Origin of the sequence: Mycobacterium sp. 23 (assembly GCF_048287075.1) — a bacterium.
In the GTDB taxonomy this organism is placed as follows: domain Bacteria; phylum Actinomycetota; class Actinomycetes; order Mycobacteriales; family Mycobacteriaceae; genus Mycobacterium; species Mycobacterium gordonae_B.
The window spans coordinates 1,388,390-1,415,388 of the sequence record NZ_JBLVUX010000005.1 but is presented as its reverse complement, the minus strand read 5'-3'; the positions used below and the strand labels follow the sequence as shown (position 1 = coordinate 1,415,388).

Annotated in this window: 34 protein-coding genes; 20 read left to right on the top strand and 14 right to left on the bottom strand. The window is 67.0% G+C overall.

From position 1 onward, the window contains the following. The first annotated feature begins 16 nt into the window (after positions 1–16). A complete protein-coding gene (dxs, locus tag ACNQS7_RS07575) occupies positions 17–1,933 on the top strand; it encodes a 1-deoxy-D-xylulose-5-phosphate synthase (protein ID WP_418012082.1) in 1,917 nt (638 codons plus the stop codon). Here the strand turns inward: dxs and ACNQS7_RS07570 are convergent. Genes ACNQS7_RS07570 through ACNQS7_RS07560 form a run of 3 tightly spaced genes read right to left on the bottom strand, consistent with a single transcriptional unit; the run spans position 1,930 to position 4,687 of the window. Continuing rightward, the gene (locus tag ACNQS7_RS07570) at positions 1,930–3,237 is read right to left on the bottom strand and encodes an HRDC domain-containing protein (RefSeq protein ID WP_418012081.1); all 1,308 of its coding nucleotides are present in this window, start codon (positions 3,235–3,237) and stop codon (positions 1,930–1,932) included. The genes dxs and ACNQS7_RS07570 overlap by 4 nt on opposite strands. Position 3,238: 1 nt before the next feature. Continuing rightward, a complete protein-coding gene (locus tag ACNQS7_RS07565; RefSeq protein ID WP_055578463.1) occupies positions 3,239–3,823 on the bottom strand; it encodes a DUF3000 domain-containing protein in 585 nt (194 codons plus the stop codon). A 57-nt stretch (positions 3,824–3,880) separates the two neighbouring features. Further along, complete coding sequence (locus ACNQS7_RS07560) at positions 3,881–4,687, bottom strand: enoyl-CoA hydratase/isomerase family protein (protein WP_310785774.1); 807 nt, start codon at positions 4,685–4,687, stop codon at positions 3,881–3,883. Between the two features lie 58 nt (positions 4,688–4,745). On the opposite strand from ACNQS7_RS07560, the gene hemE reads away from it, so the two are divergent. The 4 genes from hemE to ACNQS7_RS07540 are packed head-to-tail and all read left to right on the top strand — an operon-like array spanning position 4,746 to position 8,591. Continuing rightward, positions 4,746–5,810, top strand: coding sequence for a uroporphyrinogen decarboxylase (gene hemE / locus ACNQS7_RS07555; RefSeq protein ID WP_055578439.1), 1,065 nt, complete (start codon positions 4,746–4,748; stop codon positions 5,808–5,810). Next, positions 5,807–7,141 carry a protoporphyrinogen oxidase gene (locus ACNQS7_RS07550; protein ID WP_418012080.1) on the top strand — a complete coding sequence of 445 codons (1,335 nt, stop codon included), beginning with the start codon at positions 5,807–5,809 and terminating at the stop codon, positions 7,139–7,141. The genes hemE and ACNQS7_RS07550 overlap by 4 nt, the downstream gene beginning before the upstream one ends. A 5-nt stretch (positions 7,142–7,146) precedes the next feature. Continuing rightward, positions 7,147–7,842, top strand: coding sequence for a hydrogen peroxide-dependent heme synthase (gene hemQ, locus ACNQS7_RS07545; RefSeq protein WP_418012079.1), 696 nt, complete (start codon positions 7,147–7,149; stop codon positions 7,840–7,842). Beyond that, on the top strand, positions 7,839–8,591 hold the full coding sequence (locus tag ACNQS7_RS07540) for a class I SAM-dependent methyltransferase (protein WP_418012078.1): 753 nt from the start codon (positions 7,839–7,841) through the stop codon (positions 8,589–8,591). Before hemQ ends, ACNQS7_RS07540 begins: the two co-directional genes overlap by 4 nt. Before the next feature lie 77 nt (positions 8,592–8,668). Here ACNQS7_RS07540 and msrB read toward each other — a convergent pair whose 3' ends face one another. Genes msrB through ACNQS7_RS07520 form a run of 4 tightly spaced genes read right to left on the bottom strand, consistent with a single transcriptional unit; the run spans position 8,669 to position 12,806 of the window. Beyond that, a complete protein-coding gene (gene msrB / locus ACNQS7_RS07535) occupies positions 8,669–9,088 on the bottom strand; it encodes a peptide-methionine (R)-S-oxide reductase MsrB (protein ID WP_310785779.1) in 420 nt (139 codons plus the stop codon). Continuing rightward, a complete protein-coding gene (gene aftC / locus ACNQS7_RS07530) occupies positions 9,085–10,407 on the bottom strand; it encodes an arabinofuranan 3-O-arabinosyltransferase (protein ID WP_055578444.1) in 1,323 nt (440 codons plus the stop codon). The genes msrB and aftC overlap by 4 nt, the downstream gene beginning before the upstream one ends. 22 nt (positions 10,408–10,429) lie before the next feature. Beyond that, positions 10,430–11,986, bottom strand: a complete 1,557-nt coding sequence (locus tag ACNQS7_RS07525; protein WP_418012077.1) for an alpha/beta fold hydrolase — start codon at positions 11,984–11,986, stop codon at positions 10,430–10,432. A 28-nt stretch (positions 11,987–12,014) separates the two neighbouring features. After that, complete coding sequence (locus tag ACNQS7_RS07520) at positions 12,015–12,806, bottom strand: pyrimidine reductase family protein (RefSeq protein ID WP_418012076.1); 792 nt, start codon at positions 12,804–12,806, stop codon at positions 12,015–12,017. Here ACNQS7_RS07520 and zapE point away from each other — a divergent pair. Further along, complete coding sequence (gene zapE / locus ACNQS7_RS07515) at positions 12,805–13,899, top strand: cell division protein ZapE (RefSeq protein WP_418012075.1); 1,095 nt, start codon at positions 12,805–12,807, stop codon at positions 13,897–13,899. The two genes, ACNQS7_RS07520 and zapE, sit on opposite strands and share 2 nt — an antisense overlap. Here the strand turns inward: zapE and ACNQS7_RS07510 are convergent. The 3 genes from ACNQS7_RS07510 to ACNQS7_RS07500 form a co-directional block, all read right to left on the bottom strand. Next, positions 13,877–14,404: a GNAT family N-acetyltransferase gene (locus ACNQS7_RS07510; protein WP_418012074.1), complete on the bottom strand. Its 528-nt coding sequence runs from the start codon at positions 14,402–14,404 to the stop codon at positions 13,877–13,879. The two genes, zapE and ACNQS7_RS07510, sit on opposite strands and share 23 nt — an antisense overlap. Beyond that, positions 14,376–14,900: a hypothetical protein gene (locus tag ACNQS7_RS07505; RefSeq protein WP_055578446.1), complete on the bottom strand. Its 525-nt coding sequence runs from the start codon at positions 14,898–14,900 to the stop codon at positions 14,376–14,378. Before ACNQS7_RS07505 ends, ACNQS7_RS07510 begins: the two co-directional genes overlap by 29 nt. Before the next feature lie 79 nt (positions 14,901–14,979). Further along, a complete protein-coding gene (locus ACNQS7_RS07500) occupies positions 14,980–15,711 on the bottom strand; it encodes a Clp protease N-terminal domain-containing protein (protein ID WP_418012073.1) in 732 nt (243 codons plus the stop codon). A 128-nt stretch (positions 15,712–15,839) separates the two neighbouring features. Here ACNQS7_RS07500 and ACNQS7_RS07495 point away from each other — a divergent pair, with 128 nt between their 5' ends. Together ACNQS7_RS07495 and ACNQS7_RS07490 are read left to right on the top strand one after the other, a co-directional pair. Continuing rightward, positions 15,840–16,172 carry a DUF732 domain-containing protein gene (locus ACNQS7_RS07495; RefSeq protein ID WP_310785784.1) on the top strand — a complete coding sequence of 111 codons (333 nt, stop codon included), beginning with the start codon at positions 15,840–15,842 and terminating at the stop codon, positions 16,170–16,172. 167 nt (positions 16,173–16,339) lie between these two features. Next, a complete protein-coding gene (locus ACNQS7_RS07490) occupies positions 16,340–17,263 on the top strand; it encodes an alpha/beta fold hydrolase (RefSeq protein WP_418012072.1) in 924 nt (307 codons plus the stop codon). A 45-nt stretch (positions 17,264–17,308) separates the two neighbouring features. On the opposite strand, the gene ACNQS7_RS07485 is transcribed toward ACNQS7_RS07490, so the two are convergent. Continuing rightward, positions 17,309–17,533, bottom strand: coding sequence for a DUF2510 domain-containing protein (locus ACNQS7_RS07485; RefSeq protein ID WP_418012071.1), 225 nt, complete (start codon positions 17,531–17,533; stop codon positions 17,309–17,311). A 164-nt stretch (positions 17,534–17,697) separates the two neighbouring features. Between ACNQS7_RS07485 and ACNQS7_RS07480 the strand changes: the two genes are divergently transcribed. The 3 genes from ACNQS7_RS07480 to ACNQS7_RS07470 all read left to right on the top strand — a co-directional run bounded on the left by ACNQS7_RS07480 (position 17,698) and on the right by ACNQS7_RS07470 (position 19,565). Then, positions 17,698–17,841, top strand: a complete 144-nt coding sequence (locus ACNQS7_RS07480) for a hypothetical protein (protein WP_418012070.1) — start codon at positions 17,698–17,700, stop codon at positions 17,839–17,841. Between the two features lie 193 nt (positions 17,842–18,034). Further along, positions 18,035–18,685, top strand: coding sequence for a DUF732 domain-containing protein (locus tag ACNQS7_RS07475; RefSeq protein WP_418012069.1), 651 nt, complete (start codon positions 18,035–18,037; stop codon positions 18,683–18,685). A 25-nt stretch (positions 18,686–18,710) separates the two neighbouring features. Next, positions 18,711–19,565 carry a serine hydrolase gene (locus ACNQS7_RS07470; RefSeq protein ID WP_418012068.1) on the top strand — a complete coding sequence of 285 codons (855 nt, stop codon included), beginning with the start codon at positions 18,711–18,713 and terminating at the stop codon, positions 19,563–19,565. A 59-nt stretch (positions 19,566–19,624) separates the two neighbouring features. On the opposite strand, the gene ACNQS7_RS07465 is transcribed toward ACNQS7_RS07470, so the two are convergent. Continuing rightward, positions 19,625–19,888 (bottom strand): hypothetical protein, encoded by a 264-nt coding sequence (locus tag ACNQS7_RS07465; protein ID WP_418012067.1) that lies wholly within the window; start codon positions 19,886–19,888, stop codon positions 19,625–19,627. 263 nt (positions 19,889–20,151) lie between these two features. Here ACNQS7_RS07465 and ACNQS7_RS07460 point away from each other — a divergent pair, with 263 nt between their 5' ends. Next, positions 20,152–20,922 (top strand): alpha/beta fold hydrolase, encoded by a 771-nt coding sequence (locus tag ACNQS7_RS07460; RefSeq protein ID WP_418012066.1) that lies wholly within the window; start codon positions 20,152–20,154, stop codon positions 20,920–20,922. 57 nt (positions 20,923–20,979) lie between these two features. Here ACNQS7_RS07460 and ACNQS7_RS07455 read toward each other — a convergent pair whose 3' ends face one another. Further along, positions 20,980–21,354, bottom strand: a complete 375-nt coding sequence (locus ACNQS7_RS07455) for a hypothetical protein (RefSeq protein WP_418012065.1) — start codon at positions 21,352–21,354, stop codon at positions 20,980–20,982. Positions 21,355–21,441: 87 nt separating this feature from the next. Next, on the bottom strand, positions 21,442–21,594 hold the full coding sequence (locus tag ACNQS7_RS07450) for a hypothetical protein (RefSeq protein WP_418012064.1): 153 nt from the start codon (positions 21,592–21,594) through the stop codon (positions 21,442–21,444). 294 nt (positions 21,595–21,888) lie between these two features. Between ACNQS7_RS07450 and ACNQS7_RS07445 the strand changes: the two genes are divergently transcribed. The 8 genes from ACNQS7_RS07445 to ACNQS7_RS07410 all read left to right on the top strand — a co-directional run bounded on the left by ACNQS7_RS07445 (position 21,889) and on the right by ACNQS7_RS07410 (position 26,975). Beyond that, positions 21,889–23,013: a tyrosine-type recombinase/integrase gene (locus tag ACNQS7_RS07445; RefSeq protein WP_418012063.1), complete on the top strand. Its 1,125-nt coding sequence runs from the start codon at positions 21,889–21,891 to the stop codon at positions 23,011–23,013. 292 nt (positions 23,014–23,305) lie between these two features. Continuing rightward, complete coding sequence (locus ACNQS7_RS07440; protein ID WP_418015924.1) at positions 23,306–23,515, top strand: excisionase family DNA-binding protein; 210 nt, start codon at positions 23,306–23,308, stop codon at positions 23,513–23,515. Further along, positions 23,512–23,700 carry a hypothetical protein gene (locus tag ACNQS7_RS07435; RefSeq protein ID WP_418012062.1) on the top strand — a complete coding sequence of 63 codons (189 nt, stop codon included), beginning with the start codon at positions 23,512–23,514 and terminating at the stop codon, positions 23,698–23,700. The genes ACNQS7_RS07440 and ACNQS7_RS07435 overlap by 4 nt, the downstream gene beginning before the upstream one ends. Beyond that, complete coding sequence (locus ACNQS7_RS07430) at positions 23,697–23,936, top strand: hypothetical protein (RefSeq protein WP_418012061.1); 240 nt, start codon at positions 23,697–23,699, stop codon at positions 23,934–23,936. Before ACNQS7_RS07435 ends, ACNQS7_RS07430 begins: the two co-directional genes overlap by 4 nt. Further along, positions 23,918–24,325: a hypothetical protein gene (locus ACNQS7_RS07425; RefSeq protein ID WP_418012060.1), complete on the top strand. Its 408-nt coding sequence runs from the start codon at positions 23,918–23,920 to the stop codon at positions 24,323–24,325. The genes ACNQS7_RS07430 and ACNQS7_RS07425 overlap by 19 nt, the downstream gene beginning before the upstream one ends. After that, a complete protein-coding gene (locus ACNQS7_RS07420; RefSeq protein WP_418012059.1) occupies positions 24,322–24,870 on the top strand; it encodes a hypothetical protein in 549 nt (182 codons plus the stop codon). The genes ACNQS7_RS07425 and ACNQS7_RS07420 overlap by 4 nt, the downstream gene beginning before the upstream one ends. Positions 24,871–25,587: 717 nt before the next feature. Continuing rightward, positions 25,588–26,040, top strand: coding sequence for a hypothetical protein (locus ACNQS7_RS07415; RefSeq protein ID WP_418012058.1), 453 nt, complete (start codon positions 25,588–25,590; stop codon positions 26,038–26,040). A gap of 299 nt (positions 26,041–26,339) precedes the next feature. Further along, positions 26,340–26,975, top strand: coding sequence for a hypothetical protein (locus ACNQS7_RS07410; protein ID WP_418012057.1), 636 nt, complete (start codon positions 26,340–26,342; stop codon positions 26,973–26,975). The last annotated feature ends 24 nt before the right edge of the window (positions 26,976–26,999 follow it).

Below are 26,999 nucleotides of genomic sequence, written 5' to 3'. Positions count from 1 at the left end.
TGCGTAGACTGGCCAGATGCTGGAACAGATCCGCGGGCCCGCCGATCTGCAGCACCTTTCGCAACAGCAGCTCCGCGACTTGGCCCAAGAGATCCGCGAGTTCCTGATCCACAAGGTTGCTGCCACCGGAGGACACCTCGGCCCCAACCTCGGTGTCGTCGAACTGACCCTCGCCTTGCACCGGGTGTTCGACTCGCCACACGACCCGATCATCTTCGACACCGGTCACCAGGCCTACGTGCACAAGATGCTGACCGGTCGCGCCCACGAGTTCGAGACGCTGCGCAAGAAGGGCGGCCTGTCGGGATACCCGTCCCGCGCCGAGAGTGAGCACGACTGGGTCGAATCCAGCCATGCCAGCGCGGCGCTGTCGTATGCGGACGGCCTGGCCAAGGCGTTCGAGCTCACCGGACACCGCAACCGGCACGTGGTCGCGGTGGTCGGGGACGGCGCGCTCACCGGCGGCATGTGCTGGGAGGCGCTGAACAACATCGCCGGCTCACAACGTCCGGTGATCATCGTCGTCAACGACAACGGACGCAGCTACGCGCCGACGATCGGCGGGGTGGCCGACCACCTGGCCACCCTGCGGTTGCAGCCGGCCTACGAACGACTCCTGGAACGGGGCCGCAACGCAATGCAGGCGGTGCCGGTGGTCGGCGAGGTCGCCTACCACTTCATGCACAGCGTCAAGGCCGGCATCAAGGACTCCCTGTCGCCACAGCTGCTGTTCACCGACCTCGGCCTGAAATACGTCGGTCCGGTCGACGGCCACGACGAGCGGGCGGTGGAGGTCGCGCTGCGCAGCGCCCGGGGCTTCGGCGCCCCGGTGATCGTGCACGTCGTCACCCGCAAGGGGATGGGATACGGCCCGGCCGAGGCCGACGAGGCCGAGCAGATGCACTCCACGGTGCCGATCGACCCGATCACCGGCGTGGCCACGAAGGTGGCGGGCCCGGGCTGGACGTCGACATTCGCCGAGGCGCTGATCGACGTCGGTCGAAAGCGCCGCGACATCGTGGCCATCACCGCGGCGATGCCCGGACCCACCGGGCTCTCGGCGTTCGGCGAGGTGTTTCCCGACCGGTTGTTCGACGTCGGCATCGCCGAGCAGCATGCGATGACGTCGGCGGCCGGGCTGGCGATGGGCGGAATGCACCCGGTGGTCGCGATCTATTCGACGTTCCTGAACCGGGCCTTCGACCAGATCATGATGGATGTGGCGTTGCACAAGCTGCCCGTCACCATGGTGCTCGACCGCGCCGGGGTCACCGGCAACGACGGCGCCAGCCACAACGGCATGTGGGACCTGTCGATCCTGGGAGTGGTGCCCGGCATGCGCGTGGCGGCGCCCCGCGACGCCACCCGGCTGCGGGAGGAACTCGGCGAGGCGCTCGACGTCAATGACGGCCCCACGGCTCTGCGTTTCCCCAAAGGTGACGTAGGCGAAGACATTCCGGCGTTGGAGCGACGCGACGGGGTGGACGTGCTGGCGGTGCCGGCCGCGGGCTTGAACACCGACGTGTTACTGGTGGCGGTCGGCGCGTTCGCTTCGATGGCCCTGGCCGTCGCGAAGCGTCTGCTCGACCAGGGGATCGGCGTGACCGTGATCGACCCGCGCTGGGTGCTGCCGGTGCCCGGCGCGGTGCGCGAGCTGGCGGTGCAGCACAAGCTGCTGGTCACCTTGGAGGACAACGGGTTGGCCGGAGGTGTGGGCTCGGCGGTATCGGCCGCGCTGCGGGCAGCCGACATCGACATCCCCTGCCGCGACGTCGGGCTCCCGCAGCAGTTCTACGAGCACGCGTCGCGTGGTGAGGTGCTCGCCGAGTTGGGACTCACCGACCAGGATGTGGCCCGGCGGATCACGGGTTGGGTTGCGGCGCTGGGGACTTCACCGGTGGAGCAGTCCGCGATCAGCGAGCAGCTGGACTAGTCGGGGTCGGTGCCCGGCCGCGGGGCCTGGGTCACCGCGGCGGCCAGCGCCGGGACGACTAGTTCGCGCTGCCACGGCCGTGCGTGACCCGCGCGCAGGTATTCGTCGGTGATGGCGACCGGGTCGCGGCCGCCCGCGGCGAGCGCCTCCCAGTCCCAGCACAGCCGTCGCACCAGATCCGGCGCGATCAGGTTCTCCGTCGGGATTCTGACTTGCTCGGACAAGGCGCCCAGCGCCGCTCGGGCGACTTCCAGCCGGGCGGCGGCGTCGGGCTTGCGCCTGCTCCAGCGCGCGGGTGGAGGCGGTCCGGCGGATTGCTCCGCGACGTCCGGCAGGTCCGGATTCTGCCTAGCGGCCTCCAGCGCCGCCAACCACATCGGCGCGCTGCGCCGCTGATTGCGTCCTCCGAACACGGGCAGTGCCACGAGTTCGTCGATGGAAGTCGGGTTGGCCAGGGCGGCGTCGATGATGGCCGAATCCGGCAGGATGCGGCGCGGCGCGATGTCGCGGCGTTGCGCGATCCGGTCCCGGGTGGTCCACAGTTCGCGGACCGCGGCCAGTGCCCGGCGGTCGTGCACCTTGTGGATGCCCGACGTGCGACGCCACCGGTCGCGCCGGGTGGGTACCGCGGCCGAACGCTCCTCGGAGGTCCGCAGATGTTCGAATTCCTGTGCGGCCCAATCCGTTTTACCTTGCTCGGCCAACACCTGGGCGATCGCTTCACGCAGCTCGATGAGCAGTTCCACGTCCAGCGCGGCGTAGTTCAACCAGGCCGACGGTAACGGCCGCTTGGACCAGTCGGCGGCGCCGTGCCCCTTGGCCAGGCCCTGGCCCAGCAGCCGCTCGACCATGGTCGCCAGATTGACCCGGTCGAACCCGGCCAGCCGGCCGGCCAGTTCGGTGTCGTACAACGCCGGCGGCCGCATCCCGACCTCGGCCAGGCAGGGCAGGTCCTGGTCAGCGGAGTGCAGGATCCATTCGTCCTGGCCGAGTACTTCGGCCACCGGCCGCAACACGTCCAGTGGGTCCCCGCCGTGGCTGACCGGGTCAATCAGCACGGTACCCGCGCCGGACCGGCGAACCTGGATCAGATAGGCGCGGTTGGAGTAGCGGAAGCCCGAGGCCCGTTCGGCGTCCACGGCGAACGGGCCGCGGCCGCGGTCGAGTTGTTCGGCCGCCGCGGCGATGTCGCTGGCGTAGACGGACAGGTTCGGCATGCCGTCGGCCGGTTGCAGGAGCAGCGGAACTTCGGGCTCCGTGCTGCCCGGCGGATCGGTCTCCGCCGGAGACGGGTCGGGGCACATGTCAGGCGCGTGACCGTGAACTCAGGTCGGTGACACCCGCCGGCGGCAGACCCGCGGCGTGCTCGAGGACGTCGCAGAACGCCTCGACGTGGCTGCCCACATCGGGGGTGGTGGCGGTCCACGATGCACGCAGCTCCAGCTGGTGGGCGCGCGGCGGACCGGAGATGTCGCCGTAGCGCACCGACGTCGTGGCGGTGACCGTCCCGCCCAGGGCGGTCATGTGCTTGGTGTGCGAGTCCAGCGCCTCGGCCAGCCAACTCCACGCGACTTCCGGCAGCAGGGGATCGATGGCCTCGTGGGAGTCCAGGTCCGCCTGAATGTAGGCGACGAGACGGATCGTGCCGTCCCAGGCGTCGGAGCCCTCGGGGTCGTAGAGCAGGATGAGCCTGCCGAACGCGTCACCTTCGGACCGCTCGGGAATGATTTCCAGGTCCGGGTGCTTGACCTCGGCGCCCAGTGCGTAGCTGAACGGCGCCAGCCGCTGGGGCGGGCGGATGGGGCCGAGCTCGATCTCGGGCCGCACGGTGACACCGTTCATCGCCGCGACCGCTTCGCGGAATGGCTCGGGTTCGACGGCTGATGTCATGAATTTCGACGGTAGACCCATCGGCCGACACGCGCGCACAGGCGCGCCGAATCAGGCTCAGCTCTGCGGACGGCCGTCAAACCGGGCAGGGCGCTTCTCGCGATGTGCGGCCAGCCCTTCGCGCACGTCAGGGCCGCTGAAGCCGATGAATTCCAGGCCCAGCGAGGTCTCGAAGGCGGGGGCGAACATGCGATACCAGTGGTTGAGGCTGTGCTTGGTCCACCGAATCGCGTGCTGCGCTCCGGCGGCCAGATTCTCGGCCACGCGGGTCGCGGTGGCCAGCACGTCGTCGTCGTCGACGCAGGTCGAGACCAGGCCGATCCGCTCGGCTTCTTCGCCGGAGAGCGTCTCGCAGGTCAGCAGGTAGTACTTGGCCTTGGCCATCCCGACCAGCAGCGGCCAGCAGATCGCGGCGTGATCGCCGGCCGCGACGCCCAGCTTGGTGTGCCCGTCGATGATCTTCGCCGTCCGTCCCGCCACCGAGATGTCGGCCAGCAGCGCCACCACCAGCCCGGCACCCACGGCGGGCCCCCGGATCGCCGACACCACCGGCTTGTCGAAGTTGACCAGGTTGAGCACCAGGTCGCGGGCCTCGCGCATGATGCGGATGCGGCCCTCGTAGTCGCCGATCGTCTCGTCGATCAGGTCGAAGCTGCCGCCGGAGGAGAACGCCTTGCCTTCGCCTCGGACCAGGACGACGTTGACGTCGGGGTCGCGGTTGATCACCGGCCAGATGTCGGCCAGGTCGCGGTGCATCTGGGGGCCGACCGAGTTCAGTCCGGGGGCGTCGAGCACCAGGTTGAGGATTCCGTTGTCGCCGCGTTCGCAGCGCAGACTGGGAAAGTCGTCATAAGTTGCGGGCATCCCGGCTGATGTTACGCAGCGGTGGCGGCGGCTTTCGCTTCTGGCAGCATTGACCGCGATGAACACAACCCGTCGCGACCTCCCCTCGTCGCCCTATCTGGCCGCGGTAGCCGGCCGCAAACCCAGCCGGGTGCCGGTGTGGTTCATGCGGCAGGCCGGCCGTTCGCTGCCCGAGTACCGGGCGCTGCGCAAACAGCACAGCATGCTGGCCGCGTGCTTCGAGCCGGAGGTGGCCTGCGAGATCACCCTGCAGCCGGTGCGCCGTTACGGCGTGGACGCCGCGATTCTGTTCTCCGACATCGTGGTACCGCTGCGTGCCGCCGGGGTGGATCTGGACATCGTCCCCGACGTCGGCCCGGTGATCGCCGATCCGATCCGCACCGCGGCCGACGTCGACGCCATGAAACCCCTTGACATGCAAGCGGTTCAGCCGGTTCTGGACACCGTCGGGCTGTTGGTGGCCGCCCTCGGTGACGTGCCGTTGATCGGGTTCGCCGGTGCGCCGTTCACGCTGGCCTCATACCTGGTCGAGGGCGGGCCCAGCCGCAACCACGCCCGCACCAAGGCGATGATGCTGGCCGAGACGGACACGTGGCACGCGCTGCTGACGAAACTGACCGACCTCACCATCGCGTTCCTGCGCGGCCAGATCGAGGCCGGGGTGGACGCGATCCAGATGTTCGATTCGTGGGCCGGGACGCTGTCGCTGGCCGACTACCGGCAGTATGTGCTGCCGCACAGCTCCCGCGTTTTCGCCACGCTGGCCGAGCACGGCGTGCCGATGACGCATTTCGGTGTCGGCACCGCCGAGTTGTTGGGTGCCATGTCAGAGGCGGTGCAGCCCGGAGGCGCCCGCGTGGTCGGCGTCGACTGGCGGACCTCGCTGACCGACGCCGCGAGCCGGGTCGTTCCCGGCACGGCGCTGCAGGGAAACCTTGACCCGGTGGTGGTGCTGGCGGGCTGGGAGGTGGCCCAACGTGCCGCGCGCTCGGTCGTCGAAGACGGGCGTCGCGCCGTCGACGCCGGGGCGGCCGGGCACGTCTTCAATTTGGGACACGGAGTGCTGCCGGAAACCGACCCCGGTGTGCTGACCGAACTGGTGGCGCTGGTCCAGTCGCTATGACCCGCTCGTATTGTGTTGTGGGCGGGGGTATTTCGGGGTTGACTGCGGCATACCGGCTGCGGGTGGCGGTCGGCGACGAGGCTGATATCACGTTGTTCGACCCGGCCGATCGCCTCGGCGGCATCCTGCGCACCGAAGTCGTCGGTGGCCAGGACATGGACCTGGGTGCCGAGGCTTTCGTGGCCCGCCGGCCCGAGATGCCGGCACTGCTGGCCGAGTTGGGCCTGTCGCACCTGCAACGCGCCACCACCGGTGTGCGTCCCCTGATTTACAGCGGCCGGCAGCTGCACGCTCTGCCGTCGGACACCGTGGCCGGGATCCCGTCGTCGGCTGCCTCGGTGAGCGGGCTGGTCGACGAGGAGACGGTGGCGCGCATCGAGGCGGAACCGGAGCGGCCGCTGGCCTGGACCGCCGGCAGCGACCCCGCGGTGGGAGATCTGGTCGCCGACCGGTTCGGTGAGCAGGTGGTCACCCGCTCGGTGGAGCCGCTGCTGGCCGGGGTCTATGCGGGCTCGGCGGCGACGATCGGTCTGCGGGCGGCGGTGCCCGGCGTGGCGGCGGCCCTGGACCGTGGCGCCACCAGCCTCACCGACGCGGTCTTGCACTGCCTGCCGCCGGCCGGCGGGGGAGCGGTGTTCGGGGCGTTGCAGGGTGGCTATCAGGTGCTGCTCGACGAACTCGTGGCGCGCAGCCGAATTCGCTGGGTGCGGGCCGGGATTCGGACCCTGGAGCCGGGCTGGACCTTGCACGACGAGGCCGGCGCCAGCTGGTCCGCGGACGCGGTGGTCCTCGCGGTTCCGGCGGCACAGCTGGCGCGCCTGGTCGCGACGATCGCGCCCCGCACGTCGGCGGCCGCCGGACGGATCGTGACCGCGTCGGCGGCGGTGGTGGCACTCGCGGTGCCGGTGGACACCGCCTTTCCGCAGTCCTCCGGTGTGCTGGTGGCCAGCGGAGAACCCCTGCACGCCAAGGCGATAACGTTGTCGTCGCGAAAATGGGGCGGCGGTGGCGACGTGCAGTTGCTGCGGCTGTCGTACGGGCGGTTCGGCGACGACATCGCGGCGACGACCCCCGACGATGAACTGCTGGCCTGGGCCCGCCAAGACATCGCCGACGTGTTCGGGCTGACCATCGACCCGGTCGACGCCCGCGTGCAGCGCTGGATCGAAGCCATGCCGCAGTACGGCCCCGGGCATGCGGAGCTGATCGCCGAGCTGCGCGCCGGCCTGCCCCCGGCGCTCGCCGTCGCGGGCAGTTACCTGGACGGGATCGGTGTGCCGGCCTGTGTCGGGGCGGCCGGGCGGGCGGTCACCAGCCTGGTGGCACCATAGGAGTCATGGCACGCCTGGACTTCGACGCTCTCAACGCAACCATTCGCTACCTGATGTTCTCGGTTTTCTCGGTGCGGCCCGGCGAGCTGGGCGACCAGCGAGACACCATCATCGACGAGACCGCCACCTTCCTGAAGCAGCAGGAAGAGGCCGGCGTGGTCGTTCGCGGCCTCTACGACGTGGCCGGCCTGCGTGCGGACGCCGACTTCATGATCTGGACGCACGCCGAACGGATCGAGGCGCTGCAGGCGACGTATGCCGACTTCCGGCGCACCACCACGCTGGGCCGGGCGTGCACCCCGGTGTGGAGCAGCGTGGCGCTGCACCGTCCCGCGGAGTTCAACAAGAGCCACATCCCGGCGTTCCTGGCCGGCGAGGAGCCCGGCAACTACATCTGCGTCTATCCCTTTGTGCGGTCCTATGAGTGGTATCTGCTGCCCGATGATGAACGTCGGCGAATGCTCGCCGAGCACGGGATGGCGGCGCGCGAGTACAAGGACGTTCGCGCCAACACGGTGCCCGCCTTCGCGCTGGGCGACTACGAGTGGCTGCTGGCGTTCGAGGCGCCCGAGCTGTATCGCATCGTTGACCTGATGCGAGAACTGCGTGCCACCGACGCACGCCGGCACACCCGCGAGGAGACGCCCTTCTACACCGGGCCACGGGTGGGCGTCGAGCAGTTGGTGAACGCGCTGCCGTGACCGCCCCTTTCGATCCCACCGACGCGGCCCGTTTCGAGGAGAGTTACCGCGACGAGCGGGTGGTGCGTGGCCTGCCCGCCGCGACACCGTGGGACATCGGCGGTCCGCAGCCCGTCGTGCGGCAACTCGTCGCTCTGGGGGCGGTGCGGGGTGAGGTGCTCGATCCCGGAACGGGTCCCGGTCACCACGCCATTCACTATGCTTCGCAAGGTCTTTCGGCGACGGGCATCGACGGGTCGGCCACCGCGATCGAACGCGCCCGGGACAACGCCGCGAAGGCCGGCGTATCGGTCGATTTCCGGGTCGCCGACGCCACCAAGCTCGAGGGCCTCGACGGCCGGTTCGACACCGTCGTGGACTGCGCGTTCTATCACACCTTCATCACCGCGCCGGAGTTGCAGAAGTCCTATGTGCAGGCACTGCACCGGGCGACTCGTCCGGGTGCGCGGTTGTTCATGTTCGAGTTCGGCGTGGGTGAGGTCAACGGCTTCAAGATGTTGCGGTCGGTGTCCGCCGACAACATACGGGAGGTTCTTCCGCTGGGCGGCTGGGAGATCACCTACCTGGGCCCGACCACCTACCAGATCAACGTCAGCCCGGAATCGATCGAGCTGACCGCAGCGCGTAACCCGGACATGGCCGCTGAGGCGGAAACCATGCTGGCGCAGTACCGGGCGATGGAGCCGTGGCTGGCCAGTGGGCGCGTGCACGCGCCGTTCTGGGAAGTGCACGCGACACGCGTGGGCTGATCAGCCGTCGAGTGTGACTTCTGCGACGCGACACGCCGGCGGAGCGTCGTCGCATTCACAGTCGGCGGGGTGAAGCGTCAGCCCTCGTCTGGGACCAGCGTCAGCGAGATGGAGTTGATGCAGTAGCGCAGATCGGTGGGCGTCGGGTAGCCCTCGCCGGCGAACACGTGACCCAGATGGCTGTGGCAGTTCGCGCACAGCACCTCGGTGCGGGTGGTGCCCATCGAATGGTCGGGACGCAGCACCACAGCGTCCGAACTCGACGGGTCGAAGAACGACGGCCATCCGCAGTGCGAGTCGAATTTCTCTGTGCTGCGGAACAATTCGGCGCCGCACGCGCGACAGTTGTAGACGCCCTTGGTCTTGGTGTCGGTGTACCTGCCGACGAACGGCCGCTCGGTTCCGGCGCGCCGCAGCACGTCGAACTCCTGCGGGTTGAGTTTCTTGCGCCACTCGTCGTCGGAAAGTTGCAGTTTCGGGCGCGCGAGTTCAGTCATCGCTTCTCCTCATCGCTGGCTTCTGCCCCCACGCTAGCGCGCTCAGCCGGCAGCCACGTCGGGTCGATCCCGTCGTCCAATCGGTTCTCTGCCTTCGCGTCCAGATAACGGAAGTAGAGCACCGTGAACGTCACGATCAGTACCAGAGACCAACCGTAGGTGATCTTGAGGTATTCCAGGGCCCGTCCCCACCGCATCCAGTTGAAGAGCAGCCAGCGGTCCAGCGTCATGAAACCGTAGATTCCCAGCCACGCCGGCCAGTTGCGGATCACCGAGTTGGGCAGCACGACCGTCATCAGGAACGGGAACAACATCATCGAGTAGTAGCCCTGTGCCAGCGACATCACCAGCCACGACCACAGCAACAGCACCCCGGACGATGTGGTGAACCAGAACAGCGGGTCTCGGGTGCGGTAGTAGCGGTACAGCAGCCACAGCGCGCCGATGGCGATCGCGGTGAACAGCAGCCGCAGCGCGATGATCAGCCAGAAGGGCAGGCCGAAGTAGACGCCGTTGCCCTCGATCGAGCTGTTGAAGTAGTCGCGGGTGCCCAGGATGTAGGGCACCGTCCGGGTGAAGAAGTCCATCGGGTGGGGCACCAGGGGGATCGCGGCGAGGTTGGCGACCAGGGGGACCAGGAACGCCATCGCCAGCGCCCGCCACTGGCGGTTGAGCAACGGCAGCAACAACAGCGGACCCAGCAGCGGTTTGAGCACCAGCGTCAGTCCGATCGCCAGGCCGGCCCACCACTGGCGGCTGGCCCGCCCGTCGAGCAGCCACTTTAGGAACAGCACCTCCAGCAGCAGGATGCAGCCGTTGATGTTGGTGAACACCAAAGTGTTGGTGACGGTCTCGGTGCAGAACATCGCCAGGATGAGGGCGGGGGCGGCCACCGAGGACAAGGTGAAGTTGAACATCCGCAGCAGCAGGTAGGCGGCGACCAGGATGGCGACGGTGTTGATCGAGATGAACAGGTAGCGCGACGGCGCGAACGGCAGGTAGCCGAAGGGCGCCATCAGCAGCGTGCCGCCCGGCGGATACAGGTAGTGCGGGTCGACGTAGTCGAAATGCTCGTTGTAGATGTCCCAGCCGTGCCGGAAGTTCAGCACCGCCCGGTAGACCGGCTTGAAGTCGTCGGTGATGTTGCCGTTGGTGGTGAGCACGATGCTGCGGTGCAGTACCGACAGGATGGCTGCAGGCCACAACACCGCCCGCAGCACGGATGCGGTGGTCGATGGGCCGGGACGAAATGCGGCCTGCACCGATGCGCGTAAGCCGGTTCTGGTCGAGTCAGCTGCCGTCACCAGCGCACCGTACACCGGCGCGCGAGATGTCGAGTCGTCAGGCAGGGCAGTACGTGTCGGTTCCCGGAAGCTTGCCGGAGTCCAGGTAGCCGACCAGCGGGGGAACCGCGCACGACGAATAAATGCTGGCCCCGTGGCCGATGCCCTGCCACATCACCCGCTTGCTGGCGGCGTTGGCGTTGATGACGGTGGCCGCGGTCGCGGCGACGCCCTCGTTGCCCGCGATCGGGTCGTTCTGCACACCCAGCAGCAGCACGTCGATCTTGAGTTCTTTCGGCGCCTGCGGGGTCGAACCGGAGGGCCAGTGCACGCATTTGACCAGGTTCAGCGCTGCGACCGCACCGAACTGGGGGTAGAGCTTGCCCCAGGCGACCACCAATTCGCGCACCCGGTCCGGGGTGGGCCGGTTCACCGCGTCGCTGCAGCCGTTGACGAATTGGCCGTCGCTGTCGCGAATGCTCTCGGCGCGGTTGATCAGATTGTTCAGCTGGTTCTCGTCACCGGATCGGGCGGCCGCGAGGGCGTTCGCCAGACTGACGGTGGTGTTGACCCGGTCGCCGGTCGGAAAGCCCAGGGCGGTGCTGATCGCGTTGGCGATCGATGCCACCGACGCGCGTACGCCCTTGCTGGTCTTGGCGTCGGACAGCAACGCGCTGACCGCACCCTTGGGATCGGGACCCAGCGCGCAGTTCACCGCCACACACTGTGCCGCGAACGCGTCGAGCGCGGCCTGCTCGCCTTTGACCTGTTGTTCGGCCGCGGCTTCGGCGCTGGCGCCGATGGCGACGGGCGAATCGACGATCAGCCTGGCGACCTTGTCGGGACGGGAGCCGGCATAGGTAAGCGCGAGCTGGGCGCCGTTACCGATCCCGACCAGCGCTACCGCAGGCACATCCCAGAGGTTGCGCAAGCGCTCGATGTCCGAGGCCGCGTGCGTGTTGTCGTACGCGGAATCACCCGGCGCAATGGCATCGGTGCAATTGGTGGTCGCGGTGTTGGAGATCTCGGAGAGGTTGGCCACCGGGTCGTCTCCGGTCTGGAACTGAGCCTGATCGCGCATGTTGTCGCGGTCGAGGCGGTCGCGGCAGTCGATCGGGCTCGACATCCCGAGACCGCGGCGGTCGATGGCCACGATCGGGTGGCTGTCCAGCACATCCGCGCCGGCACGGGACAACCACACCGGTAGCTGGGTGGACGACGCGATGTCAGAACCGGTGGTGAAGACCAGCGGGCCGGCGTCCTTCGGCGTTTTCGCTGACTTGGCGCGCACCACACCGATGCTCACCGACCCTGACCCACCGTTGACCGGATCCAGGTCGGCGTCGAAGGTGGCGCAGTCCAGCTTGACGCCCGGGGCGCCCGGGACGCCCGCGTCGGCATTGACCTTGGATGTGCAGTCACGCCAGGACAGGTCGTTCTTCGGCGCGGCGATCGGCGGGGGACCGCTGGGCGGCGGTTTGGTGGTGGCCGCGCCCTGCGGCCGGGCACCGGAGTCGGTGGCGAAGCGCGGATCGGCGCCGAACACCGGTATGCAGCCGGCCAGAACTGTCGTCGCAGCCAGCAGGATCGTGGCGGACGTGAGGTGCCGACGCATGCCGACCACAGTAGCGGGAAGCCGCCGGCTAGTTCTTGACGTAGCGCGTGTAGAGATAGCCGGCGTCGTCGGTCAGGACGTGGGCGCACCGCATCCGCGTCGCCACCTGCCCGGGTCCCGCGGCGATCCGGTGTGCCTGCCCGCCGACCACCAGCGGCGCGATCGTCAGGCACAACTCGTCGAGCAGGCCGGCCTCGATGAACGCGCCGAGCAGCGTCGGTCCGCCTTCGGTCAGCACACAGCGCAGGCCACGGTCGGCCAGCGCCGCAACCAGCACGGACACGTCGACCTCGGCGGGGTCGTCACCCGAGCAGTCGACCACCTCAGCGCCGAGCCCCACCAGGTGGCGGCGGGTGTCGCCGGCGGCCGCAGTGCAGGTCAGGATCAGCGGCGGCACCTCGGTACGGGTGAACACCCCCAGGTCGCGGTCCAGGTGACCGGACTTCGTCACGATCGCCAGCGGCGGGATTTCGCTCTGGCCCCGGGCCTGCCGTTGTTGACGCTGCCCGACGCTCAGCTGCGCACCCGAGTAGCCCTCCGACCGCACCGTGCCGGCGCCGACGACGATGACGTCGGCGAGTTCGCGCAGCACGACGAAGACGGCCCGGTCACCGGGCCCAGCCAGCGCGCCGGACAGACCCTCCACGGTGGCGCCGCCGTCGAGGCTGGTGATGAAGTTCGCCCGCACGCAGGGGCCCGCTGCGGGGTAGCCGTACAGCTGGGGCAACTCGTCGTGGACGAGTTCGCGCTGTGACCCGAGAAGTTTCAGAGACGTCTCGGCGGCCAGGCCGGATGCGATACCGGCCTCGAAGTCGGGCATGTGGTCGATTGCAGCACGTCGCTACAGTGCCACCATGCACGGGTCCACTCCTTCGGCCGCGGTGGGTCATCTGGTGGACCGGCAGCCGGCGGTGTCACCGGAGCGGTTGATCGCGCAGCTGCGGCCGCCGCCGACGTTCGCGCAGGTGAGCTTCGCGAGCTACCGGCCCGACCCGGCAGAGCCGACTCAGGCCGCGGCGGTGGTGTCGTGTCAGGAGTTCTGCCGGCAGGCGCAGGAGCGCCGGGCCGGGCGTAAGAAGCTGTTCGGCCGACGGGAGGTGCTGCCCGGGGTCGGTCTCTACCTGGACGGCGGGTTCGGCGTGGGAAAGACGCACCTGCTGGCGTCGGCCTACTACGAGTTGCCCGGTAGCGGACCGGGCGTTCTCGACAGTCCCAAGGCGTTCGCGACCTTCGGCGAGTTGACCCAGCTTGCCGGGGTGTTCGGGTTCGTCGAGTGCATCGATTTGTTAGCCGGCTACACCGCGGTGTGCATCGATGAGTTCGAGTTGGACGATCCGGGCAACACCACGCTGATTTCGCGGATGCTGTCCTCGTTGGTCGAGCGGGGCGTCTCGGTGGCGGCAACGTCTAACACCCTGCCCGAGCAACTCGGCGAGGGCCGGTTCGCGGCCCAGGATTTTCTGCGCGAAATCAACACGCTGGCAAGCATTTTCACCACGGTGCGAATCGAAGGTCCGGACTACCGGCACCGCGACCTGCCGCCGGCGCCGCCGCCACTGACCGATGACGAGGTCGCCGCACGTGCCGCGGAGGTCGCCGGTGCGACGCTCGATGACTTCGACGCGCTGTGTGCGCACCTGGCCACCATGCACCCGTCGCGTTACCTGACGCTGATCGAGGGTGTGACCGCGGTGTTCGTGACCGGCGTGCACGCCCTGGATGACCAGAATGTGGCGCTACGACTGGTGGCGCTGACCGATCGGCTCTATGACGCCGGCATCCCGGTGGTGGCCTCGGGGGCCAAGCTGGACACCATCTTCAGCGAGGAGATGCTGGCCGGCGGTTACCGGAAGAAGTACCTGCGGGCGACCTCACGGCTGCTTGCCCTGACTACCCGACCGCCCGGGTCATGACGTAATCGTTCTCCAGATGGGGACCGAGGCGAAAAGTTCGGGTGCCACTGACCTCGAACCCGGACTTGGCGTAAAAGCGTTGCGCCCGTTGGTTCTGCTGGTTGACGCCCAACCAGACCTGGTGGGCGCCCCACGCGGCCGCGCGCACTAGTGCGGTGTGCATCAGTGCCGCGGACACCCCGGTGCCGTGAAAGTCGGGATGCGTGTACAGCTTTGACAGTTCCACCGGCCCGTCTGGTGCGCCGCGAATCAGCATGGCGTAGCCGATGATTCGGCCGTCGAGCCGGGCCGCCAGGATTTCGCGCTGCGGGTCGGCCAGGTATTCGGCGAACCGGGCGGGGGACAGGTGGGAGTCGACGAACGCGGCGACGTGTTCGGGTGCCACCGCGGGTGGGCATGCCAACGGAAACGTCTGGGCCGCAAGGGTGGCGAGCTCGCCGGCGTCCGCCGCAGCGGCGCTGTCTACCTGGTGCAGGTCACAGGTTCCACTGCGCGAGGTGCTCACCGGTCTTGCGGTCCAGCAGGACCACCACCGACACCGGGTCGCGGTAGGCGTCCCAGTACACCCCGCCCCGGACTACCGCACCCTGGGGTGCGTTGCCCAGGGCGGCGTCCAGCCAGTCGGGTGCGTCGCACGGCCGCGGCTTGTAGGCGTCGGCGAACGGCGTGACGCCATCGAAGCTGAAGTTGGTCGCCATGATGTAGGAGTTGGGCACCCGGACCGCGCGCACCACCACGTCGGCGCGGTTCACCGCGCTGTCCGGGAAGCTTTTCACCGGAACGCCGCTGCGGGTGTAGCCGAATCCCGGTGGCGGGTCGACCGGTACGACGCTGGTCACGGTGACGTCGGCGACGTAAGTCCCGGTGTCCACCCGCAACGTGTCGCCGATGTGCCCGATCGGTGCGTCACCGGCTCGTGCGCGGGGGAGGGCGGCGTCTACCGACAGCACACCCGCCGCCGTGACGAGGAAGGCGGAAAGGACGATCAGCCAGCGGTGCATCTTCGCCTCCTGGGCTGCCTGTTCTCCGGACCTTCGCATGATTACACACGGGGCTTCACCGCGGGCAGGGTTGGCCCCTTCAGGTCTGGTCGGCCGGGGGAGCGGTGAAGGCTTCGAGGGCGGCGGCCAGATCGGCTTCGACCCGCTCCTTGTCCACGCCCGCGCGGTGCAGCGGGCCGGCGCCGTCCTCGGCTTCGAGCAGTGCCAGTAGCAGGTGCTCGGTGCCGATGTAGTTGTGGCCCAACCGAAGTGCTTCGCGGAAGGTCAGTTCGAGAGCCTTGCGGGCGGGGCCGCTGAAGGGAATCAGCGCCGGCGTTTCGTCGGCGGAGGCGGGAAGTTGTACGGACTTTTGCAGGGCCTCGGTGTCGATCTTCTGTTGACGGATCAAGACGGTGGCCAGCGCCGAGGGGTCGCTGAGCGTACCGAGCAGCAGGTGGTCGGGGGTGATCAGGTCGTTGCCGGCCTTGTGTGCGGCATTCTGCGCTGCCACGACGGCGTTCCGGGCCCGTGGGGTGAATCGGGAGAAGCCCTGCTCCGGGTCGAGCGGGGTGGCGTCGGCCTTGGGGACGAACCGCTTCTGGGCGGCCTGTTTGGTGACTCCCATCGCCTTTCCGATGTCCGTCCAGGAGGCACCCGAGCGGCGGGCCTGATCGACGAAGTGCCCGATGAGGTGGTCGGCGACTTCGCCGAGACTCTCCGCGGCGAGGACGGCGTCGGTGAGCTGGTCCAAAGCGTCGCTGTGGACTTTCTTGATGATGTCGATCAGCTCGTCGAGGCGGACGGGGTGTGCGATCTTGGTGGGCTCGACCATGTCGTCAACGTTAGGTTGACGCTGTGCTGGTGTCAACCTCGGGTTGACGCCAGGTCGTGAAAGTTCACCTGGCGTTCGTCGCCGCTCGAGATGCGGGCTGACCACCGCTTTGGGAGAATCGCTGGGCTATGAGAATCCTTCTGTTCGGGGCCGTCGCGGCGGCGGCCGTTGTCGGCCTGGCGCCTGCGGTGCATGCCGATGCCAACCAGGACCAGGCTTTCCTGGTTTCGCTGGGGGCGGCCGGTCTTACCTACCGGGACCCCGAGAGTGCCATCGCGGCCGGCAAGAAGGTGTGCGAGATGGCCAACGAGGGCAAGACCGGGGTTGAGGTCGTCAAGGTCCTCCAGGACGGCAACCCCGGTCTGACGCAGGTGAATGCGGCCCGGTTCACCGCGATCTCGGCCGGCGTGTACTGCCCGGCGCAGCTGCCTCCCGCGCAGCCGGCCGGCAACGGCGGCTGATTCTCAGTCATCAGACGCGCGATGTTTCGGCACCGCGCAGCACTTGCGCGTGCGCACCCGGTATACCGATGAGGAGGGGGATTGCCCGGCGGCGTGAGGAAGTGTGCGATGCGAGACACGACAGTGCAGGACTGCCGATGAGGACAGGGCTCGCCGCGGGCGCGGCAGTGGGCAGCGGTGGCTTGCTCGGCTGGGCGGGACTGCGGGCCCTGGTCGGGTGGATCGAGCGCAACCCGGATCCGCTGACGCGCGAGCAACTCCTTGCTGAACCGCAGGGCGAGGAGGTCACGATCACCCGCCCGGACGGGACCGTGCTGCGCGCATTAGCGGCGGGTGAGGGGCCGCCGGTCGTGCTCGTCCACGGCTACAGCGTCACCCTCGCCGAATGGAACGTCGTGTGGGATGCGCTGTTAGGCAGGGGGTATCGCGTCATCGCCTTCGACCAGCGCGGGCACGGCCGGTCGACGCTGGGTGCGGAGGGGATCGGCTCACAGCCCATGGCAGCCGATATCGCCGCGGTGCTGGAACATTTCGACGTCGCCGACGCGGTGATCGTCGGCCATTCGATGGGCGGATTCGTCACCATTCGCGCCCTGCTGGATCATGCCGCCGTCTCGCAGCGGTTGCGCGGACTGGTGCTGTTCGCCACCTGGGCCGGCCGTGTCCTGGATGGAGCGCCCCAGAACAAGGTGCAGATCCCCTTGCTGGAACGCGGCATCATGCAGCATTTGATCCGCTACCGGACGTTCGCGATGCTGTTCGGCGCGGCCCAATGCGGTGCGCGCCCCTCCCCGGCGATGGCCTCGGTGTTCACCGAGGGCTTCCGCCAGCACGTCGACGAACACGGGCCGCTGCTGCCGATCGTGCGGGCCTTCTCGCGCGAAGACCGCTACCCGCGGCTGGGCGAAATCACGGTGCCGACCGTGGTCATGGTCGGAGCCTCCGACCGCACCACCCCGCCCATTCACTCGCGCCGGATGGCCGACGGCATTCCCGGGGCCCGTCTTGTCACCGTGCCGATTGCGGGGCACGCGCTGAACTGGGAAGCTCCCGATGAGTTGGTCAAGTTCATCGAATCGCTGACGGCGTAGGGTTGACTGCCACTGGGCTGCAACAGATTTGGGATCGGACAGTACTCAGCCACCCGGCTTGGTGGCCTGCGTCCAGGTCTGACCGTCGAAGTAGCGCAGCGCGTACGGAATCGACGGGTCGGGGTACCAGCCCGCGGTCGATTGCCAGGCGTGTGGGACGTAGGGCTGGGATTTGGGCGACCTGGTCAGGCGCACCACCAGCGCGACGAGTCCGCCGACGAGGGCGAGGCCGACCAGCCCGACGACGATCAGGATCACCAGCAGTGACATGGGTGATCATTTTTCCAGTTTCTGGGCCAGTCGGGTTGCGCCGGTGTCGCGTTGCGGCGAATCATCAACGGCATGGGCGGGGGAGGTCGCAGTTTCCTTGGCGCTGACGGGCGAGTGTGACCCTCAAGCGCATTGACGAACTGAAACCCGGGGACAGGATCCGCATGACGATCGGGCATGCCACCGTCGTCGAAGTCGAACCTCTTGACCGGAACCGCACGATGCTCACCTTTCGCTACGGGACGCGACGGCCCGCCGACAACGACGTCACCGTCGATGTTCTCGAGGATGAGGAGTGGGGCTGGTAGTTACGGACGTGTGGTCGGTGCGGCAGAGATCGCACTTTCGTCCGGTCTTCTGTCGCCTTGCAAGCGCACGAAAAGACTCGCCGAGATTCCGCGCAGGCTGATTTTAATGGTTAACGTGCGGTAAACTACGTGCTAACTCCCGGTGTACCAGGGAGGCCGAACCACTTCGCCTCGAGCAAGTCGGAGCCCTACCATGTTGCCTCGCATCACTGTCGCTGCCAGGTCCTTTATCGCCGCGGTCTCGCTCCTGAACGGCGCCGCCATCGTGTGCGCCGGCACAGCGTCGGCCGACCCGACCCAGGACGAACAGTTCCTGGCCCTCCTCGACCAGAAGGGCGTCTCGGCGCTCTCGGGCGTGCCCGCCCTCATCGCCACGGCGCATCAGATATGCGGCGGTCTGTCGTCCGGCGTGTCGGCGGACGCCTTGGTGCAGGCGCTGGTGGACACCGCGAACGACGTCACTCCGGGTGCTGACCCGGCCCGCCTGTTGCGTACCGAATCGCGGTTCCTCGACGCGGCAGTGGAGGCCGACTGCCCGGCCAACCGAGGACGGGTGGTGTTCACCCATCCCGCAGCATGGAATCAGCCGAAACATGTTGTGGTGCTGGCCTCTTCGTTGATCAAACAGACCAATCCGGAGATCCCGACTCCGCCGGGACCGGGAGTTGACGCGCAGAACCTCACGCCGCCGGCGGCGGTGGCCCCTACGCCGAGGAAGGCGGCACCCCCCGTGCTCGGTCCTCCGCCCGGGGGTGGCGGTGGCGGAGGAGGCACCGGGGGTGGCACCGCCGGGGGCTCCCCGCTGCCGCCTATGGAACCGGGGATCATCGCGCTGGCGCCGTAACGCCCGGCCAACTTAAGGTGCGTTGATGTCGCATGGGCCGCCGATGCCGCACGCCGCGCTGCACCGCTTGATCAGCGACACCGTTGCCCTCACGCCCGGCGTCAAGTGGTCGATCTGTATCCGCGATGCTGCCGGCGCCCAACTGGCACACCACAATCCCGACGCGTCCATGGAGACTGCCAGTGTGGGAAAGCTGTCGCTACTGGCCGAAGTTGCGCGGCAGTGCGACGAGGGCTCGGTGGACTGTAACGAATTGCTGGACCGCAATCACGTTGCCCCCGTGGCTGATTCGGGTATCTGGCAGCATCTGCAAGCTCAGCAGTTGTGCATCCACGATCTGTGTGTGTTGGTGGCCTCGGTCAGCGACAACCTCGCCACCAATGTGTTGCTGGATCATGTTGGTTTGGATAGTGTCGGACAACTCTGTGCGGCAATGGGTTTCGTCAACACCGCGCTGCTTGATGGTGTTCGGGACCATCGTGGGCCCGACGACGCGTGGACGTTGTCGGTGGGTTCGGCTGCTGAGTTGTCCGATTTTATGTGTCGCCTGGCTGCCGGGCGGTTGATATCGCGGTCGGTGTCGGACCAGTTGGACGCGTGGCTGGCCACAGGTGTGGATCTGTCGATGGTGGCGTCAGCGTTCGGCCTCGATCCACTGGCGCATACCGAATCGGATCGCGGATTCTCCATCCGCAACAAGACCGGAACCGACGCGGCTGTCCGAGCCGACGTGGGCACCGTTGAACGAAATGGCGACTCGTTCTCGTATGCCGTCCTTGCCAACTGGGATGCCGCCGGGCCGGATCTGCGTGACACCGTGCTCGCGGGAATGCGCTCGATCGGTGGTGTGCTCAGGGATCTTCTTTTAGAGGAATCCTGAATCCGGCGGGTTGGTGGTCGTTGTCATCAGGCCCGGCGGGACGGCAGCCGCCGGCGGCCTCAGTCAAAGCGGTCTGCTTCGTGGAAGGCGGACTGCGTTCCGGAAAGGTGCGTCCACGCCAACCCGAAAAGTGGTGTGAGGACTGCGATTAACAGCGCCGTTGAAGCCACCCCGAGGTGCCCGGTTGCGAGCGCCGCGATCCCTACCAAGAGACCAATCACCCAAATGGCGGCGACGGCCACACCGACCGCGTTGAAGTCGGAGCCGTTCGAATTCTCAGCGGGACGCTCGGATCTCAGCGGCTGGGTCAGCATTGTGGCCATGACTACTCCCAATTGGGGCCGAATAGCATGAGTCGCTTGACCCGAAACACGCGACGAAGTATCGGTTTCCCGATGTCATGTTCGCCTAAACACCACGGGCTTGGTCGAACACCACGGGTAGAACCCTCGATCGGCGCACAAGATTCATCGCGCGGCCATCGCCGCGGCCCGAATCTCGTCATTGTCGACCGCGGTATACCGCTCCGTCGTGGCAACGCTTTACGATGCGGTCCTGGGCTCACGACGCTGAAGGAGGACTGGCGATGGGGTTGCCCGCATTGGTTCTCGTGCACGGAGGCGGGTTCGCCGCCGATTGTTGGGAGCCCACCATCGACGTGATCCGCATCCTGGAGCCGCGACTAAAGGTGCTCACCGTTGATTTGCCGGGTCGGGGAAATAGAGGCGGTGACCTGATCACGGCTTGTGTCGAAGGGTGGGTCGATTCGGTGGTGTCGGACATCGAGAATGCTGCGCTCGACGACTTCGTGATCGTCGGCCATTCGCTGGCGGGGGTGATCGTCCCCGGTGTTGTCACCAAGCTCGGCTCGGCGCGGGTGCGGGAGATGATCTTGGCCACCGCGCAAGTACCAGCCAACGGCGGCGCCCTGGTGGACACGCTTCCCGGGGCGCAGAGCTGGTACGCACGTCGCGCCGCGAAACGTTATGTGCAGAAACGCCGTTCGGTTCGGCCGGGAGGTTTGCCTACTGCGTTGGCGGGGTTTGTATTTTGCAACGGAATGACTCCCGCACAGCGCAAGTTCACGCTGGCTCGGTCCTGTCAGGAATCACCCTCCATCATGATAGAAAAAGTTGACCGCAGTGGTATGCCCGACGAGGTGCCACGCACGTGGATACTCACTCGGCGTGATCGCGCCGTCTCGATGAAGATTCAACGCGAGTGCATCGCCGCGCTTGGCGGAGTGCAGACCCTCATTGAGATCGACTCCTGCCACATGCTGATGGTGAGCGAACCTGAACGGCTGGCAGAGATCCTCATCGGGCGTTGCCGTTTGTACGAACAGCCCAGGCCCTGAGGATGGCGCCGACCAGGCCGGCCCGCGCCGGCGGGAACGATCGCGGCGCGGGCCCGCTCACATCATGTTCAGCACGGTTACGGCGCCGTCGAGCGCCTGGGCGAGCCCGGCGGGATTGGCGCAGTCCCAGCACCCGGCACGGATCGCGGCGGCGCGGATCCTGAGCGCGGCGACGGGATCGTCGGCCGTGCAAGCCGCCTCGGCGATAGTCGCGGCGGCGAGCCGTGCATCGGCGGCGGCGGCGAGGCCGGCAAGTGCGCCCTCGACGTGCAGGGCGCCGGCGAAGTCGCGCAGCGCACCGGCGTCGCTTTGGGAACGGCTTCGCCGATGCGAACGAGGTAGTCCAGCGCTGCGGTTTCGGGATCGGTCGGTGGGGTGCTGGTGGGAGTTGTCATGCCGCCAAGCTAACCCACTAAAATTGCGTATTGCCATGTGCTGCAACGAAACTCAGACATATGGGGCTAGCAGAGCAAATCCCGGTTGCGGGCATATGTCAGGAACGGCGAGAATGCCGCGCAGTCACGTCGCCAACACTCGGTCAACGTCGTTGATGAGGGCGCCGACAACATCGCGACGGTGGGACTCATCGACGGCGACATAGGCGTGCAGAAGATGCTTACGGGCGTCGCGCAGGTGGTCGCTCAGCGCCGTTTCGGCGGCGGTAGTGGACATGGCGAAACCTTTCGGGTTTGCGCCGAGCAGTTCACATTGAGTTGACGTGGGCCATTTTTGCGGATGAAACCGCAGGTAGAACTTGGTGCGCGATACTGGGATTGAACTAGCTCAGAGCGTTTGCTGATGAATATCTTCTGACCTCGCGTTACTTGCATCTAGCTCGGATTTCACGACACGTGTACCCTGAGCCAGGCGGAACCATGCGGAAATAAAAGTTGCTAGATGAGTTCACGGCCAGTTCACGTGAACTCGCACAGTGAACAACGATCTATCGCGCTGGGAGGCCCTCGGGTGGCACGCAAGAACGCCAGATCGGGCACGTTCGGATCCGTCGATCAACTGCCCAGCGGCCGTTATCGCGCGCAGTATTACGGGCCCGACGGTCGCCGTCACAAGGCGCCAACGACGTTCGTCGCGAAGAGGGATGCGCGCGCCTGGCTGTCCCTGCGGCAGTCCGAAATTATCTCGAAGGCGTGGCAGCCACCCGATGCTGTCCAGGCCCCCAAGATCAGCTTCGGTGAGTACGTAGAGACGTGGTTGGCCAGCCGGCAGGTCGGCGGTCGACCGCTCAAGGACCGGACCCGCGAGCACTACCGGAAACTGCTCGATGAGTACATCTTGCCTACGTTCGGATCGCTGCCCGTCGCGTCCATGACGGCCGACGACGTTCGCGACTGGTACGCCTCCACCTTGGCCGACAAGCCGACCATGCGTGCCCACGCCTACGGGTTGCTGCGCACCGTCATGGTGACGGCTGCTAGCGACGGCAAGATCAGTCAGAACCCGTGTGTGATCCGCGGCGCCGGGACCGCAAAGCGGGTGCACAAGGTGCGGCCGGCGACGGTCGCCGAGATCGGCGTGATCGCCGACGAGATGCCGATGCAGTGGTCGCTGATGGTGCTGTTCGCCGCGTGGCTGGCGATGCGGTTCGGTGAGCTAACCGAGTTGCGGCGTAAGGATATTGACCTACGTGACGAAGTGGTGAGGGTGCGGCGCGCGGTGGTGCGCACTGAGGACGGGTTCAAGGTCACCACCCCGAAGTCCGACGCAGGGATCCGTGACGTTGCGATTCCGCCGCACCTGATCCCGGCCATCGAACACCATCTTGCTAAGCATGTCGGCGGCAAGGCCGATGCGCTCCTGTTCCCGGCGGTCGGTGGGGGGCACCTGGCGCCGGCCACGCTGTACCGGCGGTTCTACGCCGCGCGGGCTCGCGCGGGACGGGATGACTTGCGCTGGCACGATTTACGTCACTCGGGCGCCGTCCTTGCCGCTGCGACCGGCGCCAGTCTGGCGGAACTAATGGCGCGCCTTGGACATTCGACGCCGGCAGCTGCGATGCGCTACCAGCACGCCGCCCAGGGCCGCGACCGTGAGATCGCCGCGCTGCTGAGCAAGTTGGCGGCGAACGGATAAAGCGGCACCGGCCGCATGGCTTTCGGCGGCTTGTCGCGGAAATCTGCTACCTTCGGAACCACAACCGAACACCGACGCTAATCGCGACTTACAGGCGACACGCTGCTACACGGGCAGATTTGACCGGCGCACCACCCCCCGGAAACTCCGGACCGGCGAGATCGTAGGAGTCGAGATGAACGGCGCACACCCCGCACCGGGGTTCACCCGCTGAGTCCCGCACTGGGGCTTGCTGAACCGGCAGCCGAGCACAGAGAAGGTCCAAATGGCCTATCTGTTGCTCGGCGTTCTCATGTCGGACGGAATCCCTGTGCAGAATAATCCCAGGCGCCGGTACGTCTCCGTTGCTGACGCGGCTGAGTATCTCGACGTCACCGCCCGCACCATTCGGCAGATGATCGCCGACGGCAGGCTCACTGGATACCGCAACGGTGGTCGTCTTGTGCGCCTTGACCTCAACGAAATCGACGCGGCGATGAAGCCGTTCGGTGGTGCCGCGTGAACCGGCCACCCGACCAGCCGGCCCTTCATATTGCGGCGAACGCGTCGCGGCCGGGGCTGGTCCTCGTCGCGGTCGGCTCCGGTACGGATCCGTTCTCGGTGACGTCCGAGTTCGCGATCGGCTTGGCCGGCCAGCTGCTCGACGCAGCCGCCGAAGCCCACGACGCGCGGACCACCGACTCGTGACCGGCGATGTTGACGTGTTGGTGCGTGCCGAGGCCCGCGTGCTCACCGATCAGATCAAGACCGGCGTCGTGGCAGTCTGGGAACTCATCACCCGCGCGTACACGGAACGTGCCGACGCCGCCCTCGGCTACACGTCTTGGGACGACTACTGCACCCGCGAGTTCGGGACCTTGCAGCTGCGACTGCCCCGCGAGGAACGGCAAAAATCGTCACGTCGATGCGCGAAGCCGGAATGAGTATTAGGGCTATCGCGTCTGCCACCGGGGACAGCTACGGCACCACCCGCAACACGCTTGCAGGTGAGCAAAATTGCCCACCTAACGAGCCGATGGATGGCGAGCCGGTCGACGCGCCGAATCCTGAGCGTAGGCCGGCGCCCATCATCGGGCTTGACGGCAAGCGATACCCGAAGCCGGTCGCAAAACCGCGCCGTAGGCCGCCCACCGAAACCGCTGCCGACATCGCCCGCGATATGCGCAGGCTGCACGACCGGATCAACAAGCTGATCGACGACGACCGCTTCGCTGCCAACAGAGACACCATCGCCTGCCGGATACATCCCTACGACGCCTGGCTGCTGGAAACTGTTGCGCGTCTGCATGAGTCGCTGAGCGGTGAGACGTGACAGAGCAGTTGGCGTTCTGGGGTGAGTCGCAGCGGCGCCGCCGACCGGGCCGGCCATCGCGGCGTGCCCGATTCGATCGGGCGCTCGACACGATGCTCTTTTACGCGGATGTGGCCGCGCTAGCCGGTCCGACCAACGTACGTGCCGAACCGTCGATGTTGTGGATCCAGATGAGCGATGACGACTGGAAGGATCCCTGGCTCGCTAACGTCGGAATGGCCGCGTTCGGCCTGTACTGGAAAGCACTTTCGTGGGCCAACGACCAGACCCGCGGTCGCGACTTTCTGTCCGCGGAATCCGTGGTCGGAGACTTGGGGTCTTGGTTCATCCCGGACCGGGAAATCCGCGGATGGAAAGCCATTCGCGAAGCCAAGCAACTGGTTGAAGCGGGGATCTGGGTGGCGATGCAGGGCGGTTACCGATACCTCTACCTGCGCGACGAGAACAAGCCAAAGACGGTGTACGAGAAGCGTTCGAGGGAGACGAGCCGCAAGCGCAAGCAGCGCGCACCCAAGCCCCCTGAATCCGCCGCTGGGAGGTGGTGAATGTGTTTGCTGGAAAGTGCTTGTCCCAGTGGGACTCCGGGTGGGACAGACCGGGGGCTGTGTTCAACCTTGCGACAAGTGCGCCACCTGTGACTTGCGCAGATGGACCGCTGTCCCAGTGGGACATATGGGTACGTCTCGAACCTACGCGAGCTTGTGTCGGCGATGAGTTTGCAGACGTAACCGCTGCCGCCTTCACGGCGCGACCGTTCAGCCCCAAGAGCAGGCTGCCGCGGGAGCTTCGCTCCCTTGCCTCGTATCTGCTTTCTGGTCGCTTACCGCTGTCTGCTTGCCGCGATTGCGCGCCCAACCACTCGGCGGCCGCACCCTTTCCGTCGACAACAGCGCGGCAGCGTCAAGCAACGGCGAGCGACCAGCAACATTTACGTGGCAACCGAGCGAAGCGAGGGCGGCAGCCTGTCGTTGCGTTCATCGGGTACGGCACCGACGCGCGTGATCATGCGGCCGGGGGTGGCCCGTGACCCGGCGTAGTGCCATCGAGCAGGCCGCGCGCGAAGGAAGGCTGTCTGCGATTCGCCGGTGTTGCCGCTGCGACCCGTCCGGCTGGCAGCTTGGGCCGGACCACACCCCGATCGACCCGGCTGTCCGCTGCACCCACAGCACACCGACGCCGCCGGCGGTGCGGGACATCAGCGAACCAGTCCACGAACCCCATCTGTTTCCCAATTACCAACCCACCAATGAGAGGAACACCCAATGAACGACGACAACCGTCCGGCATTGCACCCGGTCCGCGCCAACCGCATACCTCGGGGATCCTGGCGGCCGGCCGGTGTCGAAACTCTGCCGCCTGGCTGGGTGAACGTGCGACTGTGGGCCTGCGATGAGTTGGGTCGCGAGCTTTACATCACGGAGCCGTGTCCCGGCATCGTGCACAGCGAGTCGCGCGTGACCGAAATCGTGCTCACCGAAGCCGACATCGACGAAAACCTCTGGGACGAGGACGGCGAACTGTACGACTCGTGGCCGGTTGTCATCGACACGGTGGCTGCTGATCCGCCGCATGGTCGTCGTCACTACGTCGACCCCGATTGGCTCCCCGCCTACATCGGTGGCGGATATATCGGCACGGTCCCCGCCGACCAGGTACCGCAGCTGCTAGTCAGACAGGGTTTCGCCGATGCCATCCCACGCCCGAGCGCGCGATGACGAACTGGACCCACATGAGTGCGCTGCTCGCTGGCATTCCAGACTTTCCGGCGCGCTGCAAGGGCAGCGCGGCCGAACTGTTCGAAGTGACCATCGACGAACGACGGACGACGGCGTCAGGCAGACCTGGACGAGCTCGAAGTCCTTGACGCCCCGGTCACGACCGCTTCCCCCGACAAGTTCAACGGCGGTTCTCGCCGCCACCGGCAACTTGCCGACTTCAACATTGCTGCCGGAGTTGCCCTTTGACGTGCACCTGAACATCAATCAGTCTCCATCCCAATTGAAAGGAACCACCCATGACCTCAACCAACCCCTTCGCCTCCGTCGAACCGCCCTCGGACCCTTGGTTTTCGGAGCCGGAGGAGGCCGCCGAAGCCCCCGATGACGTCGAACGCCGCCGAAGTCGTGTGCAGTCGCAACTGTTGTTCAAAGCGCAGTTGGACCCCCGCCTTGAAGCTTTGGCCACGCATCAATTGACAGAGCCGGTTGCCCTCGCTTGGCTGAGGGAATGTTTGGTCCTCGGCTCTGAGCCCGACTCGGCGACACATAGGCGCAGCGCCTCTGACCTCGCCTCTGACGATTGGCAGGACCTCGATTGGCTGCGAGAAGAATTCGCCTTCGAAGCCCAGGACGGCATCGGCGTCGCACCGTCAGCGGTGGGCATCGTGTTCGCCCTCGCTGTGCGGCGCCGCGGCGTCCTGGAGCAACTCGAATACCAGCGTTACTTACAAGAACAGGAGGACGACTACGCCTGGCAGAGGCGACGGGACGCGTGGCTACGTGACCATGACGACTGGCTGAGGGAACACGGCTGTCCGAGCTTGGTTGCGGGAACGTGGAGCGTCGTCGCTGCAGCGGGGCCGACGGAGGCTCCCCCCACGGCGCTTGATGACGACACCTTCCCGCCGACCAACGTTGAGACCCCGCGATGAGCGGGGTATTCCTCGCCGATGACG